Annotated in this window: 17 protein-coding genes; 7 read left to right on the top strand and 10 right to left on the bottom strand. The window is 68.7% G+C overall.

Going from position 1 to position 15974, the window contains the following annotated elements; all coding sequences use genetic code 11:
- Window positions 1-54: 54 nt before the first annotated feature.
- A complete protein-coding gene (locus ACH3VR_RS18585) occupies window positions 55-351 on the top strand; it encodes an SHOCT domain-containing protein (protein WP_397557810.1) in 297 nt (98 codons plus the stop codon).
- Between the two features lie 127 nt (window positions 352-478).
- On the opposite strand, the gene ACH3VR_RS18580 is transcribed toward ACH3VR_RS18585, so the two are convergent.
- Together ACH3VR_RS18580 and ACH3VR_RS18575 are read right to left on the bottom strand one after the other, a co-directional pair.
- Window positions 479-1744, bottom strand: coding sequence for an MFS transporter (locus ACH3VR_RS18580; RefSeq protein WP_397557809.1), 1266 nt, complete (start codon window positions 1742-1744; stop codon window positions 479-481).
- A gap of 9 nt (window positions 1745-1753) precedes the next feature.
- Window positions 1754-2266: a ClbS/DfsB family four-helix bundle protein gene (locus ACH3VR_RS18575; RefSeq protein ID WP_397557808.1), complete on the bottom strand. Its 513-nt coding sequence runs from the start codon at window positions 2264-2266 to the stop codon at window positions 1754-1756.
- 162 nt (window positions 2267-2428) lie between these two features.
- Here ACH3VR_RS18575 and ACH3VR_RS18570 point away from each other — a divergent pair, with 162 nt between their 5' ends.
- The gene (locus ACH3VR_RS18570) at window positions 2429-3580 is read left to right on the top strand and encodes a PASTA domain-containing protein (RefSeq protein WP_397557807.1); all 1152 of its coding nucleotides are present in this window, start codon (window positions 2429-2431) and stop codon (window positions 3578-3580) included.
- A 9-nt stretch (window positions 3581-3589) separates the two neighbouring features.
- Here ACH3VR_RS18570 and ACH3VR_RS18565 read toward each other — a convergent pair whose 3' ends face one another.
- The 3 genes from ACH3VR_RS18565 to trpD form a co-directional block, all read right to left on the bottom strand.
- A complete protein-coding gene (locus tag ACH3VR_RS18565; protein WP_397557806.1) occupies window positions 3590-4591 on the bottom strand; it encodes a PHP domain-containing protein in 1002 nt (333 codons plus the stop codon).
- A 31-nt stretch (window positions 4592-4622) separates the two neighbouring features.
- On the bottom strand, window positions 4623-5117 hold the full coding sequence (locus ACH3VR_RS18560; RefSeq protein WP_397557805.1) for an aromatic ring-opening dioxygenase LigA: 495 nt from the start codon (window positions 5115-5117) through the stop codon (window positions 4623-4625).
- A gap of 111 nt (window positions 5118-5228) precedes the next feature.
- Window positions 5229-6290 carry an anthranilate phosphoribosyltransferase gene (trpD, locus tag ACH3VR_RS18555; protein ID WP_397557804.1) on the bottom strand — a complete coding sequence of 354 codons (1062 nt, stop codon included), beginning with the start codon at window positions 6288-6290 and terminating at the stop codon, window positions 5229-5231.
- Window positions 6291-6458: 168 nt separating this feature from the next.
- Between trpD and ctaE the strand changes: the two genes are divergently transcribed.
- From ctaE to ACH3VR_RS18530, 5 genes are all read left to right on the top strand, one after another.
- Complete coding sequence (ctaE, locus tag ACH3VR_RS18550; RefSeq protein ID WP_397557803.1) at window positions 6459-7106, top strand: aa3-type cytochrome oxidase subunit III; 648 nt, start codon at window positions 6459-6461, stop codon at window positions 7104-7106.
- 20 nt (window positions 7107-7126) lie between these two features.
- Window positions 7127-7927 (top strand): cytochrome bc1 complex diheme cytochrome c subunit, encoded by an 801-nt coding sequence (gene qcrC / locus ACH3VR_RS18545; RefSeq protein WP_397557802.1) that lies wholly within the window; start codon window positions 7127-7129, stop codon window positions 7925-7927.
- 35 nt (window positions 7928-7962) lie between these two features.
- Window positions 7963-9021 (top strand): cytochrome bc1 complex Rieske iron-sulfur subunit, encoded by a 1059-nt coding sequence (qcrA, locus tag ACH3VR_RS18540; RefSeq protein ID WP_397557801.1) that lies wholly within the window; start codon window positions 7963-7965, stop codon window positions 9019-9021.
- Between the two features lie 32 nt (window positions 9022-9053).
- A complete protein-coding gene (qcrB, locus tag ACH3VR_RS18535) occupies window positions 9054-10871 on the top strand; it encodes a cytochrome bc1 complex cytochrome b subunit (RefSeq protein ID WP_397557910.1) in 1818 nt (605 codons plus the stop codon).
- 182 nt (window positions 10872-11053) lie between these two features.
- Window positions 11054-11473, top strand: coding sequence for a rhodanese-like domain-containing protein (locus tag ACH3VR_RS18530; protein WP_397557800.1), 420 nt, complete (start codon window positions 11054-11056; stop codon window positions 11471-11473).
- A 6-nt stretch (window positions 11474-11479) separates the two neighbouring features.
- Here ACH3VR_RS18530 and ACH3VR_RS18525 read toward each other — a convergent pair whose 3' ends face one another.
- The 5 genes from ACH3VR_RS18525 to erpA form a co-directional block, all read right to left on the bottom strand.
- Complete coding sequence (locus tag ACH3VR_RS18525; RefSeq protein ID WP_397557909.1) at window positions 11480-12280, bottom strand: PP2C family protein-serine/threonine phosphatase; 801 nt, start codon at window positions 12278-12280, stop codon at window positions 11480-11482.
- A 26-nt stretch (window positions 12281-12306) separates the two neighbouring features.
- Window positions 12307-12744, bottom strand: coding sequence for a cytochrome c oxidase subunit 4 (locus tag ACH3VR_RS18520; protein WP_397557799.1), 438 nt, complete (start codon window positions 12742-12744; stop codon window positions 12307-12309).
- Window position 12745: 1 nt separating this feature from the next.
- Window positions 12746-14509 carry an aa3-type cytochrome oxidase subunit I gene (ctaD, locus tag ACH3VR_RS18515; protein ID WP_397557798.1) on the bottom strand — a complete coding sequence of 588 codons (1764 nt, stop codon included), beginning with the start codon at window positions 14507-14509 and terminating at the stop codon, window positions 12746-12748.
- Between the two features lie 2 nt (window positions 14510-14511).
- On the bottom strand, window positions 14512-15414 hold the full coding sequence (gene ctaC / locus ACH3VR_RS18510; protein WP_397557797.1) for an aa3-type cytochrome oxidase subunit II: 903 nt from the start codon (window positions 15412-15414) through the stop codon (window positions 14512-14514).
- Between the two features lie 179 nt (window positions 15415-15593).
- Window positions 15594-15959 (bottom strand): iron-sulfur cluster insertion protein ErpA, encoded by a 366-nt coding sequence (erpA, locus tag ACH3VR_RS18505; protein ID WP_397557796.1) that lies wholly within the window; start codon window positions 15957-15959, stop codon window positions 15594-15596.
- Between the last annotated feature and the right edge of the window lie 15 nt (window positions 15960-15974).

The raw sequence follows: 15974 nt of genomic DNA, 5'->3' as shown, positions 1-15974 counted from the left end.
CTCGGTACGTCCGATCGCTGACGTCCGCCGGCATCCCGAACCGAGAGGTCTCCCATGTCCGCTTCGCTTGCCACCCTCGCAGTGGCCACCCACTTCGTCGGCCCGTGGGCCTTCGGATGGTGGTTCCTGCTCATCCCGCTGTTCTGGATCCTCTTGTTCGTGCTCCTGTTCGCGATCTTCGGCCGCCGGTGGCGCCGCGCCGCCGCCGAGAACGGGTACGGCCCGTACGGTCGTCGCAACCCCGCGCGCCAGGCCGAGGCGACGCTCGCCGAGCGCTTCGCCAACGGCGACATCGACGAGGTCGAGTACCGCGCGCGGCTCGAAGTGATCCGCGCGAACGCCGACCTCTGATCCGCGCACCCCGCATCCATAGCCCGTGCTGTCGCCCAGCGCCCGTGTTTCGCGCAGTGCGCAGCGGGTGCTCTCGGCGAGAGCACGGGCTATGGACACCGAGGGCAGAGCGGGCCCGAGCCCGTCCTCAGGCCCCCGCCCGCCGCGACGCCGCGATCGCGGCGAGCAGCACGACGCAGTAGACGACCGACAGACCCGCGATGATCATGAGCCCGAGCGTCCACCCGCCGGTCGCCTCGTGCAGCGCCCCGAGGAACGGCGGCCCGAGCGCGCCGACGGCGTAGCCGCCGCCCTGCACGAGCGCGGACATGCCGGCGGCCTCGGCATCGTTGCGGGCGACCGCGACGAGCGCCGTGAAGATCACGACGAAGCCGCCGGAGTGGCCGATCGCGCCGATCGACACCCACAGCCACAGCAGCTGGGGTGCCAGCAGCAGCCCGAAGGTCAGCACGAGCCAGGATCCGCAGATGACGAGGGCGGGCACGACCCGCGGCGTGAAGCGCGTCAGCACAGGGATCAGCAGTGCGCCGAAGATCCCGACGCCCTGGTACAGCGACGCGAGCGCGCCCGACGCCGACGCATCCGTGCCCAGCTCGTCGGCGGCGATCGTGGGGAGCCACGTCGACAGCGCGTAGTAGATCGTCGTCTGCCCCGCGAACGCGCCGACCAGCAGCCACGTCACGGGGCGCGCGAAGATCGACCGCTGCGATCTGCCGGTGACGACGGGCAGCGGCCCCGTCACGGTCGCAGGGTCGAAGTCGACCGACGCCCCGCGGTGCGCAGCCTCGCCCGAGTACCGATCCCCGCCCGCCCGCGTGCGGCGCAGCTGCGCGCCCCACAGCACGATGCCGACGATCGTGATCGACGACCAGACGAGCAGCGCCGCCTCCCACCCGATGACCGCCGCGAGCGGCGCCGTCAGCAGCGATGTGATGAGCGAGCCCGCGTTGAGCGTCGCGGCGTACGCGGCGGTGACGAAGCCGACGCGAGCGGGCGGCACGTCGCGGCGGATGACGACGGGCACGACGACGTTGCCGATCGTGATGGATGCTCCGATCACGAGCATGCCCGCGAGCATCCATCCGAATCCGGGCAGCGCCCGTACGAAAGTTCCGAGCAGCACTCCGCTCAGCGAGAGAAGGAGTGCGAGCTCGGCCCCTGCACGGCGGATGACGAGCGCCGCGAGCGGCGTCAGCAGCGCGAACATGAGCACGGGCACGGTCGTGAGCAGGCCCGCCGCGGCAGCTCCGATGTCGAGATCCTGCTCGATGTCGCGCATGACCGGCGTCGGGGCGACGATGGGCCCGCGCAGGCTCAGGGCGGCGACGAGCACGCCCGAGACGACGAGCCAGGGGATGCCGCGCGCCGAGGACGATCCGGGATGCGCGGTCACCGTTCGAGTCTAGGGATGCCCCGAATCCGGCAATCCCGCCGTGATGGTGTCGCGCGCCCAGAGGTAGTGGTTGCCGCCGCACTCGAGGCAGAACTCACCCAGCTTGAGGCCTCGGGTCCAGGGATACACCGACGCGTCGAAGAGCTCCTCGTCGGAATGCGCGACGAGCAGCCGCTGGAGTCCTGCGTGCGAGGCGTCGAGACGGCGCTCGACGTCTTCGATCGCGGCCTCCTGCCACTGGTCGCGCAGCACGACGTTCAACGCGTCCAGCTGCCGCCACGTGTAGCCGTCGGCGGGGATTGCGGGCGAGCCGCCGATCATTCCCTCCTCGTACCAGCCTTCCAGGAGCAGGTGCCACGCGAGCAGATGCGCGAGCACGTCGCGCACGTTGCGGTCGCGCGCCTCCCCCGCGAAGACCTCGTCGATCCGGCCGCCGTCGCGGATGCCCGCCACGAGCGTCTTGAGCTGCGCGTACTCGTCGTCGTTGCGCCGGACGAGCTCGTCCCTGTGGTCGGTCGCCATCGATGAAGCCGCCTTTCGTGCCCCGGAACCGCCGCTTCGCGGACCCCCGAGATCACGATACGCTGGCGCACCCCCAGCCGCCCGGCATCCGTTCCCCTTCGGGCATGCACCCCGCACGCATGCACCTTTCCGCGGACGACTCAGGCTCGTACACTCTGTGGCATGGACGAGGAGGGGGGCTCCGAGTTCGGCCCCGCGGTACCGGTATCGCCTTCGGCCGCGCCCTTCTCCGTGTCCGGTCCTTCCGTCGTCTCGCTGGATGCCACGCGGCAAGGCGTCACGTCGTTCGTCGTCGCCAACACGACGGGCCGTCCGGTCACGGCACGGCTGCTCGTGCAGCCCGTGGACGGAGCGGATGCCTCCTGGTTCACGCTGGACGGACCCATCGACCGCCCGATGGCGGTCGCCGCCACGCTCAGTGCGAATGTGAAGATCGCGGTGCCCGAGAAGGCGCCCGCGGGTGAGCACGGCATCCGGCTCGACGTCGCCGTCGAGGACTCTCCCGACCGCGTCGCCTCGGGACCGAACGCGGTCTTCTCCGTCCCCGCGCCGAAGAAGCGCCGCTTCCCCTGGTGGATCGTCGCCGTCGTCGTCGGGGCACTCGTGCTCATCGGCGGCGGCATCGCGCTCATCCTCTTCCTCACGGCGCCCAAGGATCCCGTGCTCAAGACGGCTCCGCAGATCGACGGCACGGCCGAGATCGGCCAGACGCTGACCGCCGTCGACGCGACGTGGGATCCCGCGGACGTCGTGCGCGTGCGCGTCTGGCAGGAGTGCCCCGCCGACGCGGATCCCGACAACCCCGCAGGCTGCCAGGACATCACCGTCGCGAACGGAAGCGATTCGGCGACCGCGGTCGGGCAGACGTTCGTCGTGGGATCGGAGCAGGAAGGGCTCCGGTTGCGGGTCGTGGAGGTCGCATTCAACGTCGACCAGCAGAAGTTCTCCGACACCCCGGCGGACAAGCTCGACAGCCTTCCGCGAGCCTCCGCCGCATCCAGCCTCAGCGACGTCGTCCCGCCCGCTCCGCCCCAGACGGCGACCGTGCCCGATCTGGACGACCAGCCGCTCAGCGCCGCGCAGGACGCCCTCGCGGCCGTCGGCCTCCAGGCGCTGGTCACCCGCGCCGGCACCGCCGCGACGTGCACCGCGCGGGTCACGGATCAGAACCCGAACCCGGGACAGGTCGTGCCGGTCGGCTCCGCCGTCGCGATCACGGCAGGCAATCTGCCCCCGGGCTGCCTCAAGATCGACATCGATCCCGGCATCATCAAGGAGCTGCCGTTCGACATCACCGACCTGATCGGCCCGTGAGCCGTCTGGTCACCCGACGCGGCGGGTCGCGGTCCATTCCCGCAGCCGCGCGAGCGACCATGTGGTGACGATGCGCTCGGCCGGCACCCCGAGTCGCTCGGCGCGCTCGGCGCCGTAGTCGATGAGCGACAGCTGGCCCGGCGCGTGCGCGTCGGAGTCGATCGAGAAGAGGCAGCCGAGCTCGAGCGCGAGAGTCATGAGCTCGTCGGGCGGGTCCTGCCGCTCGGGTCGCGAGTTGATCTCCACGGCGACGCCGTGCGCCGCACACGCCTCGAAGACGGGCTTCGCGTCGAACGTCGACGGGGGACGCGTGCCGCGCGACCCCTCCACGAGCCGTCCCGTCACGTGCCCCAGCACATCGACCCGCGGATCCGACACGGCCGCGACCAGTCGCCGCGTCATGGGCCGCCGCTCCATGCGCAGTTTGGAATGAGCGGATGCCACGACGATGTCGAGCTCGTCGAGCAGCTCGGGCTCCTGGTCGAGCCCACCGTCCTCGAGGATGTCGACCTCGATCCCCCACAGCAGAGTGAAGCCGTCGCCGCTCTCGGCCGCGACGAGCTCGCGCTGCGCCCGGAGGCGCTCCGGGGACAGCCCGTTCGCGACGCGCAGCCGCGGCGAGTGGTCGGTGAGTGCCTGGTACTCGTGACCGAGAGCTCGGCCCGCGGCGGCCATGAGCTCGATCGAGGTCAGCCCGTCCGACCACTCGCTGTGGCTGTGCAGGTCGCCGCGCAGCAGCTTGCGCAGCGCCGAGGCCCGCTCCCCGCCCGCCCGTTCGCGCAGGTCTGAGAGGTACGACGGCACGCCGCCGGCGAGCGCCTCCTCGATGACGGCGAACGTCGAGTCGCCGATGCCCTTCCGACGACGGAGGGATGCGGCATCCCGCAGCTCCTCGTGGGAGAGCCCGGCGATCGCGTCGGCCGCCGCACGGAAGGCCTTCGACTTGTACCTCGACGCGCGCTCGCGTTCGAGCAGCGTCGCGATCTCCTCGAGGGCCTCGTGCGGATTCATGCCCGGTCGCGCGGGGCGGCCGCCGCCCGCGTCACTCGGCGCCGGCGAGGGCCGAGCGCTTCACGACGACGGGCACGCTCGCGAGCCGATGGATCGCCCAGCCGAACAGGATCGACAGGACGCCCATGCCGGCGGCGAAGAGTGCGACGCCGTACGAAACGACCGAGGTGAACAGCGAGGTCCGCAGGAACGACGCCTGCATGGCCGTCGTCCGCGCGGGGTCGTCCTTGCCGAGCTCGGCGTACGTCTTGCCGCCGGTCGCCTCGAGGGCGTGCTTCTCGATCACGTCGGCCTGCACGTACGCGGTGAACGGCCCCGCGACGGGCTGCCCCTGGAAGGCGACGGCGTCGTCGGAGACGGTGATCTTCTCGTCGGCCAGCTGGGTCGTGACCGCCACCCAGGCGATGATCGCGACGATGATCAGGAGGGCGCCGCCGATGATGCCGATGATGCCCACCGCCTTCACCAGGCCGACTTTCTTGGCCGGTGGCTCGATCGTGTCCGCGGTCGTGACTGCATCTGTCATGACATCCTCCTCGGCAAGAGCGGGGTGCTAACGGTCCACACGCTAGCGGCGGCCGCGGACGCGCGAAAGACACCACGCGCACGGTTCACCCGCGCGTCATGACGGTTCGGCTCAGGACGCGAGCGAGCGCGTCACCTCGACCCACTCGTCGAGCTTCGCCGCGGCCCGCCCGTCGTCGATCGCGGCGGCCGCTTCGTCGCGCGCCTCGGCGAGGCGCTCGAGGATGGGGCGCTGCACCTGCGCGGCGTCGCGGAAGAGCCGGTACGACACGAGCCCCGCAGCGGTGTTGAGCAGCACGATGTCGCGCACCGCGCCCTTCTCGCCGTCGAGCACGCGCCGCACGATGCTCGCGTTGTGCGCGGGGTCGCCGCCCAGCAGATCGCCGATGTCGGCGAGCGGGATGCCGAGATCGCGCGGATCGAGGTCGTGCTCGTGCACGTCGCCGCGGCTGACCTCCCACAGACGCGAGTGGCCCGTCGTGGTGAGCTCGTCGAGCCCGTCGTCGCCGCGGAAGACGAGCGCCGTCGCGCCGCGGGTCTGGAACACGCCCGTGATGAGCGGCACGCGGTCGAGGTGCGCGACGCCGACGGCGTTCGCCTCCGCACGAGCCGGGTTGCACAGCGGCCCCAGGAAGTTGAAGACCGTCGGCACGCCGAGCTCGGCGCGCGTCGGCCCGGCGTGGCGGAACCCGGGGTGGAAGGCGGATGCGAACGCGAAGGTGATGCCGGCTCGGTCGAGGGTCTGCGCGACCGCGTCCGGTGAGAGGGTCAGATCGATGCCGAGCGCGGCGAGCACGTCGCTCGAGCCGGACTTGGAGCTGGCGGCCTTGTTGCCGTGCTTGACGACGGGGACACCGGATGCCGCGGCCACGACCGCGGACATCGTCGAGATGTTGACGGTGCCGAACCGGTCGCCGCCCGTGCCCACGATGTCGAGCACATCCGCCTTCACGGGGAGGGGCAGGGCCGCCTCGAGGATCGCATCGCGGAAGCCGACGATCTCGTCGACCGTCTCACCCTTGGCGGAGAGGGCCACGAGGAAGCCCGCGAGCTGCGACGGAGTCGCTTCACCCGCCATGATCTTGCGCATCGCCCATGTGGACTCCGACACGCTCAGATCGCGATCGTCGAGCAGCGCCGTGAGGATCTCGGGCCATGAGTAGAGCTCCGCCATAAGCCAAGAGCCTAGCCGGGGCGGCGCCGGGGCGACCGCGCGGCGAGGGCGCCCGCGCGGCATCCGGCCTCTCACCTGATTGTCGGCGTTCTCTTAGGTACGCCTAAGTTCAGTCGAGGCCAAATCGATGCCTCCCGGTGCGAAAATCACGCGCCGAGTTCAGCCATAATGGGGAACGTGACGACGACCACGCCAGCGACCTACTCTCAGGCCATGCGGTCCGTCAAGCGGCCGGATCCGGTCGCCGTCGGAACCATCGTGTGGCTGGGCAGCGAGGTGATGTTCTTCGCGGGCCTGTTCGCGATCTACTTCACTCTGCGCAGCACTTCCCCCGAACTCTGGGCAGCGGAGACCGCGAAGCTCAACATCCCCTATGCGACGGTGAACACCATCATCCTGGTGCTGTCCTCCGTGACCTGCCAGATGGGCGTGTTCGCAGCCGAGCGCTTCCAGTCCTATCGAACGGGCGGCTTCTGGGCCTTCCGCAAGTGGGGCATGGTCGAGTGGTTCTACCTCACCTTCATCATGGGCGCGGTCTTCGTGTCCGGTCAGGTGTGGGAGTACTCCCAGCTCGTCGCCGAGGGCCTGCCGATCGACTCCAACTCGTACGCGTCGGCGTTCTACCTCACGACCGGCTTCCACGCCCTTCACGTGACGGGTGGTCTCATCGCCTTCCTCCTCGTGATCGGGCGCGCCTACGCCGTCAAGAACTTCGGTCGCAAGGAGATGACGACCTCGATCGTCGTCTCGTACTACTGGCACTTCGTGGATGTCGTCTGGATCGCGCTGTTCCTCGTCATCTACTTCCTGAAATAGAAGCGGAGCTGTATCCCGACATGGCACGAGAGAACAAGCGCCGCTCCAACGGACGTCGCAGCCCGTGGGCCGCAGCAGCCCTCATCGGCATCGGTCTTCTTCTGACCGGAGGCGCCTACGCAGGCGCCTCTGCCGCGATGGCCTCCACCACCGACACGCAGGTCAAGAGCGCACTGACGGCCGAGGACGGCAAGAAGCTGTTCCAGGCGAACTGCGCCACCTGCCACGGCCTCGACCTGCAGGGCACCGAGTCGGGCCCGTCGCTGTACGGCGTCGGCGAACTCGCCGTCGAGTTCCAGGTCTCGACCGGTCGCATGCCGCTGCAGGCGCAGGCGCCGCAGGCCCCGCAGAAGCCCGTCCAGTTCACGGAGGACCAGGTCCGCGCGATCGCGTCCTTCGTGCAGGAGACCTCGCCCGGCCCCACGTACCCCGAAGACAAGATCATCGACGGTCAGGGCGACGTGGCGCGCGGCGCGGAGCTGTTCCGCATCAACTGCGCCATGTGCCACAACGTCGCCGGTGCCGGCGGTGCGCTCACCGAGGGCAAGTACGCCCCCGCCCTGACCACCACGAGCGCGCTGCACATGTACGCCGCGATGGTCACCGGCCCGCAGAACATGCCGGTCTTCAGCGACATGAACCTGTCCACGGAGGACAAGCGCGACATCATCTCGTCGCTCCTCTTCCAGCAGCAGGAGGTGTCCGTCGGCGGATTCACGCTGGGGTCGCTTGGCCCGGTCTCCGAGGGCCTGTTCATCTGGATCTTCGGAATCGGCACGCTGATCGCGATCACCGTGTGGATCACCGCGAAGTCCAACTGACGTTTCACTGACGAAAGCACGCAAAGAGGAGCAGCATGGCACACGAGGACGACCCGCTCGAGCACGAGAGGGCTACTTGGCAGCCCTCGTCCGGGCTCGCGGTCGAGGTCCGCGACCCGGTGCAGAACCCTGGGCTTCCGCCGCACCGGCACCGTGTGACCGACGAGGACCCGGCCGCCATGAAGCGCGCCGTCCGCACGGTCTACACGCTCTTCTACCTTTCGGTCGCCGCCAGCATCTGGGCGATCGCGGCGTACATGCTGTTCCCCATCGAGGACGGCTCGCTGCTCAGCGTCCGCCAGAACAACCTCTTCGTCGGCCTCGGCATCGCCCTCGCCCTCCTTGCGATCGGCATCGGCGCGATCCACTGGTCCAAGGCGATCATGTCCGACAAGGAGTTCATCGAGCCCCGTCACGCCACTCGCGGCCGCGACACGACGCGCATGGCGGCGCTCCACGCCTTCGAGGACGCGAACGAGGAGTCGGGCTTCGGCCGTCGGGCGATGGTCCGCAACTCGCTCATCGCCGCGCTCGTGGCATCCGTGCTCCCGGGCCTCACGCTGTTCCGCGGCCTCGCGCCCCAGGACGTCGACCCCGTCGAAGCGCTCAGCCACACGATGTGGAAGAAGGGCATGCGCCTGGCGCGCGACCCCGAGGGCGTGCCGATCCGTGCGTCCGAGGTCACGCTGGGCTCGGCGTTCCACGTCATCCCCGAGGCGCTCGCCGACCTCGACCACTCCGAGGGCTACCTCGAGGAGAAGGCCAAGGCCATCGTCCTGCTCATGCGCCTCCTGCCCGACCAGCTCGTGCCGGGCGAGAACAAGATGGAGTGGACCTACGACGGCATCGTCGCCTACTCCAAGGTCTGCACGCACGTCGGCTGCCCCGTCGCGCTGTACGAGCAGCAGACCCACCACCTGCTCTGCCCCTGCCACCAGTCGCAGTTCGACGTGTCGCGCGGCGCCGCGGTGATCTTCGGCCCGGCCGCACGTCCGCTGCCTCAGCTGCCGATCACCGTCGACGACGAGGGCTACCTCGTCGCGCAGAGCGACTTCACCGAACCCGTCGGCCCGAGCTTCTGGGAGCGCCATTGAGTACCTCGACTCACCCCAACGAGGACGTGACGCTGTCGACAGCCGTCCACGAGGAGCCCGAGATCCGTGAGAAGCCGCTCGGCGGGCGGTTCCTCAACGGGGCTGCGAGCTACATCGACGAGCGAACGAGCCTCTCCGGCTTCGTCAAGGAGCTCGGCCGCAAGATCTTCCCCGACCACTGGTCGTTCATGCTCGGCGAGATCGCGCTGTGGAGCTTCGTCGTCGTGCTCCTCTCGGGCACGTTCCTCACGTTCTTCTTCCAAGCCTCGATGGTGCCGACGCACTACACCGGCGCCTACCTCCCGATGCGCGGCGTCGAGATGTCGGCCGCGCTCGACTCGACGCTGCGGATCTCGTTCGACATCCGCGGCGGCCTCCTCGTCCGTCAGATCCACCACTGGGCGGCGCTGACGTTCGTGGCCGGCATCGGCGTGCACATGCTCCGCGTCTTCTTCACCGGTGCGTTCCGCAAGCCCCGCGAGCTCAACTGGGTCATCGGCTTCATCCTGTTCATCCTCGCGATGGGCGAGGGCTTCACGGGCTACTCGCTGCCCGACGACCTGCTCTCGGGCAACGGCCTTCGCATCATCGACGGTCTGATCAAGGGCATCCCGCTCATCGGCACGTGGACCTCGTTCCTCCTGTTCGGCGGCGAGTTCCCGGGCAACCAGATCGTGGGCCGCCTGTACACGCTGCACATCCTGCTGCTGCCCGCGATCCTCGTCGGCCTGCTCGTCGTGCACCTCATGCTGATGGTCATCAACAAGCACACGCAGTTCTCGGGCCCCGCCCGTTCGAACAGCAACGTCGTGGGCTACCCGATGATGCCGATCTACATGTCGAAGATGGGCGGCTTCTTCTTCCTCACCTTCGGCGTCATCGTGCTGATCGCGTCGCTGTTCACGATCAACCCGATCTGGAACTACGGTCCGTACGACCCGTCCCCCGTGTCCGCGGGTACGCAGCCCGACTGGTACATCGGCTTCGCCGACGGCATGCTGCGTCTCATCCCGCCGGGCTGGGAGATCGTGTTCCTCGACCACACGTGGTCGTTCAACATCATCGTTCCGCTCGTCGTCATCGGCATCTTCATCGTGCTCGTCGTGATCTACCCCTTCATCGAGGCGTGGGTCACGGGTGACAAGCGCGAGCACCACATCGCCCAGCGCCCGCGCAACGCCGCGACGCGCACGGCCATCGGTGCGGCCGGCGTGGTGTTCTACGCGGTCATGTGGGCGGCGGCGTCGTCCGACATCATCGCGACGCACTTCAAGCTCACGATGGAAGGCGTCATCCACACGCTGCAGGCGCTGCTGATCGTCGGCCCGATCATCGCCTACTTCGTCACGAAGCGCATGTGCATCGCGCTCCAGAAGAAGGACCGCGAGATCCTCCTCCACGGCTACGAGTCGGGCCGCATCGTCCGCCTCCCCGGTGGCGAGTACATCGAGGTGCACCAGCCCGTCGACGAGTACGACCGCTGGAAGCTCGTCGAGTCCGAGGGCTATGGGCCGCTCGTCGTGCGCCCCAACTCGCGCGGCCGCATCCCGTGGCACGAGAACTTCCGCGCGTCGCTCTCGCGCTGGTTCTTCGAGGACCGCCTCACTCCGCTCACGCAGTCCGAGCTCGAAGCCGCGTACGCGCACCAGCACCACGAGCTGGAGCACATCTCGGTCGAGGAAGACGCCGAGATCCAGGGAGCCCACGAGCGCGCAGGCGTCCCCGACGCCCCGCACACCCCGATCGACGACGGTCGCCACGGAGAGGTGCCGGTGCGCCCCTCGAACGTGATCGTTCCCGAGCAGGAGGGCAAGCCCCCGCGCAACCGTGAGAAGGAGAAGGGTCAGTAGCGACCCCGCTCACGCAGACTCGATGCCCCGGCACGGCGTCCCCGATGGGGACCCGGCCGGGGCATCGGACTTTTCCGGCGGGACGCCACCCTGGCGCCGCCGACGCCCTTCCGGCAGGAATCCGCTCATCGATGGCGTCTCCGACGACCGGATGCCGCATCGCGCTCGCCTAGCCTGGTGACATGACCGAAGCCATCGACTACTTCTCCGCCAAGCTCCGCCTGGAGACCGACTCCTCGGACGTCTACGCCGCACAGAAGGCCGGTGAGGAGTTCGTGCTCGTCGATGTCCGGGGCGACGAGGCGTGGGCTCAGGGACGCGTCGTGGGCGCCCTCCACATGCCGTATCGCGAGATCGCCGAGCGGGCGCCCCGAGAGCTCTCGCGCGACGTGCCGGTCGTGGTCTACTGCTGGAGCCCCGGCTGCAACGCCGGAGCGAAGGGCGCGCTCGAGTTCGCCAAGCTCGGCTACGCCGTGCGCGAGATGATCGGCGGGTACGAGTACTGGGTGCGCGAAGGACAGCCCGTCGAGAACGACGAGGGCCCGCTCCCCCGCACGTTCGACGCGCAGGTGATGGTCGTGCGCACGCCCGTCAGCTCCTGATCGGCCTCACGCCGACTCGAGGTCGTCGTCGAGATCGTCCTCGTCGAGCGGCGTGAGATCGACCTCCGCGGCGGCTCCGTGGAAGTGCGCCGACGAGTGCCGCACGGCGTCGGTCACGACGTCGCACACGACCGCCGTCACGTTGTCGCGCGATCCCGCCGACAGGGCATAGTCGACGATCGCCTGGGCCGCCGTGAGCGGATCCCCGTCGTCGAGCAGCGTCGCGATCGCGTGGTCAGGCAGGTAGTCGGTCACGCCGTCGCTGCACAGCAGCCAGCGGTCGCCGGGGCGCGCCTCACGCTCGGCCAGCACGACGAGGTCGTCGTCCGCGCCGTGGAGCGACGCGGTGATGACGTTGCGATGGGGATGGGATGCCGCATCCGCCGCTCTGACGACGCCGCTGTCGACGAGCAGCTGCACGAACGAGTCGTCCCTCGTCTCACGCGACATCGCGCTCCTGCGCAGCAGATAGGCACGGGAGTCGCCCGTGTGGGCGAGGACGAGTCCGCCCGCCGGCGTCACGAGCAGTCCCGTGAACGTCGTCGCCATGCCCTCGAGCGCCGGATCACGCTCGGCGCGGGCGCGGAGCTCCCAGTTGGCGATGCGGAGCGAGATCGCGAGCTCGTCGAGGTCGAGCGCACCGTCGGCCTCGGCCACGAGACGCCGCAGGAGCGCTGCTGACGCGACCTCTCCCGCCGGGCCTCCTCCGACACCGTCGGCCACGGCAGCGCCCCAGGACGCCGTGAAGGCGGCGTCCTGGTTGACAGCCCGGTGCGGGCCGACGTCGGTGACGGCGGCCGCGCGCAGACCCGGGAGGGTCAGATCATGGCCGCTCAGCGCGCGAAGTGACCGCGGTAGTACTCGTACACCCAGCCGACGATCGCGACGACGAAGATGGCGAGACCGATCGGGAACAGCCATACACCGACCGCGAGGCCGAGGATGCCGAAGGCCGCCGCAGCCGCGAGCACGATGGGCCACCACGACCACGGGCTGAACTCGCCGAGCTCGGGGTCGCCGTCGTCGATGTCGGCCGTCAGCATGTCTTCCGGCAGCTCACCGCGCTGGGCGCGGTGCACGCGGCTCATGTAGAACGCGATGAGCGCCGACATGAAGGCCGTGAAGAGCAGGGCGACGGAGCCGACCCATTCGATGCGGTGGTACCACTCGGGGATGTCGGTGTGCGCGACGACGTTCCAGATGCTGTAGACGACCGCCATCAGCAGGAAGAAGGCGGACAGCAGCCACCAGAGTCCGGTGTTCGTGCGCACTTTACTTGACCTCTTCCGTCTCGGCGTCGACGACCGGGGCGTCGGGAGCGTCCTTGCCCGCACCCACGCCGACGGGGATGCCCGCCTCGGGGTGGTTCAGATCGAACGCGGGACGCTCGCTGCGGATGCGCGGGATCGACGTGAAGTTGTGACGCGGCGGCGGGCAGCTGGTCGCCCACTCGAGCGATGCGCCGTAGCCCCACGGGTCGTTGACCGTGACCCTGGGCGCCTTGCGCGCGGTGATCCAGACGTTGAACAGGAACGGGATCATCGAGGCGCCCAGGATGACCGCGCCGATGGTCGAGACCTGGTTCTCCCACGTCCAGCCGTCGGCCTCCGAGTAGTCGGCGTAGCGGCGGGCCATGCCGTCGACACCCAGCCAGTGCTGGATGAGGAAGGTCATGTGGAAGCCGATGAACAGCATCCAGAAGTGCACGTAGCCGAGGCGCTCGTTGAGCATGCGGCCGGTCCACTTGGGCCACCAGAAGTAGAAGCCCGAGAACATCGCGAACACGACGGTGCCGAAGACGACGTAGTGGAAGTGCGCGACGACGAAGTACGAGTCGGAGAGGTGGAAGTCGAGCGGGGGCGACGCCAGGATGACTCCGGTCAGGCCGCCGAACACGAACGACACGAGGAAGCCGAGCGCGAAGACCATCGGTGTCTCGAAGGTCACCGACCCTCGCCACATCGTGCCGATCCAGTTGAAGATCTTCACACCCGTCGGCACCGCGATGAGCATCGTCATGAGGGCGAAGAACGGCAGGAGCACGGCGCCCGTCACGTACATGTGGTGGGCCCACACCGCGACCGAGAGGGCCGCGATCGCGATCGTCGCGTACACGAGGGTCTTGTACCCGAAGATCGGCTTGCGGCTGAAGACCGGCAGGACCTCGGAGATGATGCCGAAGAACGGCAGCGCGATGATGTACACCTCGGGGTGGCCGAAGAACCAGAAGAGGTGCTGCCACAGCAGGACGCCGCCGTTGGCGGGGTCGTAGATGTGGGCGCCGAGCACACGGTCGGCGGCGGCGGCGAGGATCGCGGCGGCGAGCACGGGGAACGCCATCAGGATGAGGATGCTCGTGATGAGGGTGTTCCACGAGAAGATCGGCATGCGCCACATCGTCATGCCCGGCGCACGCATCGTGATGACCGTCGTGATGAAGTTCACGGCGCCGAGGATCGTCCCGAAACCGCTCATGCCGAGGCCGAGCATCCAGAGGTTGCCGCCGACACCCGGCGAGAAGCTGGCGCTCGCGAGCGGCTGATAGGCGAACCATCCGAAGGCGGCCGCACCCTGCGGGGTGAGGAAGCCGGCGACGGCGATCGTCGAGCCGAACAGGAACAGCCAGAACGCGAACGCGTTCAGACGCGGGAAGGCGACGTCGGGCGCGCCGATCTGCAGTGGCAGGATCGCGTTCGCGAAGCCCGCGAACAGGGGCGTCGCGAACATGAGCAGCATGATCGTGCCGTGCATCGTGAAGAGCTGGTTGTACTGCTCTTTCGTGGGCACGATCTGCATGCCGGGCTCGAACAGCTCGGCGCGGATGATGAGCGCCATCACACCGCCGAGCAGGAAGAAGATCACCGAGGCGATCAGGTACATGTAGCCGATCGTCTTGTGGTCGGTGGAGGTGATCCACTTGACGATGATGTTGCCCTTCTGCTCCACGCGCGTGGCGCTGAGCAGGGCTGCCTGACGAGGCGGCATCGTGGTGGGACGGCTCTGACCCGTCTCCTGAAGCGGAAGCGTCGTTGCCATGATCAGTCGTTCTTTTCCTCGTCAGTGGTGGTCTCACCGGTGCCGGGCAGGTTCGTCAGACGGTCGTATTCGTCGGTGATGCTGCCGGTCTGGCCCTTGTCGCGCAGTGAGGCGAGGTACTGCTCGTACTCCCCCTCGCTGACGACCTTCACGTTGAAGAGCATCGCCGAGTGGTACTCGCCGCAGAGTTCTGCGCACTTGCCCTCGTAGGTGCCCTCACGGGTCGGGGTGAACGACCAGTAGTTGTCACGCCCGATGTACATGTCCTTCTTGTAGAGGAAGTCGACGATCCAGAAGGAGTGGATGACGTCACGCGACTGGAGCGTGATCTTGACCGACTTGTCGACCGGCAGGTACAGCGTCGGCAGCTTCGCCTGGTCGACGTTGCCCTGCGCGTCGGGCTCGGCCTGCACGCCCATCGACCAGACGGCGTCCGCGCCGTCGGCCTTCTCGCCGTTGTACTGGAAGTCCCACGCCCACTGCTTGCCGATCGCGACGATCGACACGTCGGGGTTCTCGGTCTGCGTCTCGAGCGTCGCCTGGTCGCGCGCCGTGAAGGCGAAGAACCCGACCACGAGGATCAGCGGCACGATCGTGTAGAAGATCTCGATCGGCATGTTGTAGCGCAGCTGCACGGGCAGGCCGCTCTGGCCGCGACGGCGGCGGTAGACGATCGCCGCCCAGCCCATGAGGCCCCACGTGACGATGCCGACGACGAGCAGGACGATCCACGAGTTGACCCAGAGGCCCGCGACCATGTCGGTGTGGTTCGTGGCGGGCTGGCCGTCTTCCGTGAAGCCCGGGAGGAATCCGTGGAGCTCAGTGGGGGTGCACCCCGCCAGAACGGCTGCCGCTGCGATCCCAAGGGGAAGGAGGGCCCAGCGGAGACGACGTTTCGGGGGCACGGTGCACCTTTCCGGGTCGCGAACAGGACTGTCGCCAGTCTAGGGCAACCTCTCACCGGATTCAGGCCAAGCGCCCAGCGCGCGCCCGCCTCGAGCGGCATTTCGACGAGCCATCCGGGCACGCCGAAACGCCCCGTTCCGCATCGGCGGAAGGGGCGTTTCGAAACAGTGCGGAAGGGTCAGTGGAAGCTGTCGCCGCAGGCGCAGCTGCCCGCCGCGTTGGGGTTGTCGATCGTGAAGCCCTGCTCCGAGATCGTGTCCTTGAAGTCGATCGAGGCACCGTCGAGGTACGGGACGCTCATGTCGTCGACGATGACCTCGACGCCGTCGAAGTCCACGGCCTTGTCGCCGTCCAGGAAGCGCTCGTCGAAGTACAGCTGATAGATCAGGCCGCTGCATCCGCCCGGCTGGACGGCGACGCGCAGACGCAGGTCGTCGCGACCCTCCTGCTCGAGCAGGCTCTTCACTTTCGCGGCGGCCGCGTCGGTGAGCAGCACGCCGTGGGCGGCCGTGGTCTGGTCGGTCGACAGTGCGGTGTCGGTCATGACTCTCCTCGCGCA

The sequence above is a fragment of the Microbacterium alkaliflavum genome (assembly GCF_044325405.1).
GTDB lineage: Bacteria > Actinomycetota > Actinomycetes > Actinomycetales > Microbacteriaceae > Microbacterium > Microbacterium alkaliflavum.
This window is presented reverse-complemented; position numbering and strand designations above follow the sequence as displayed.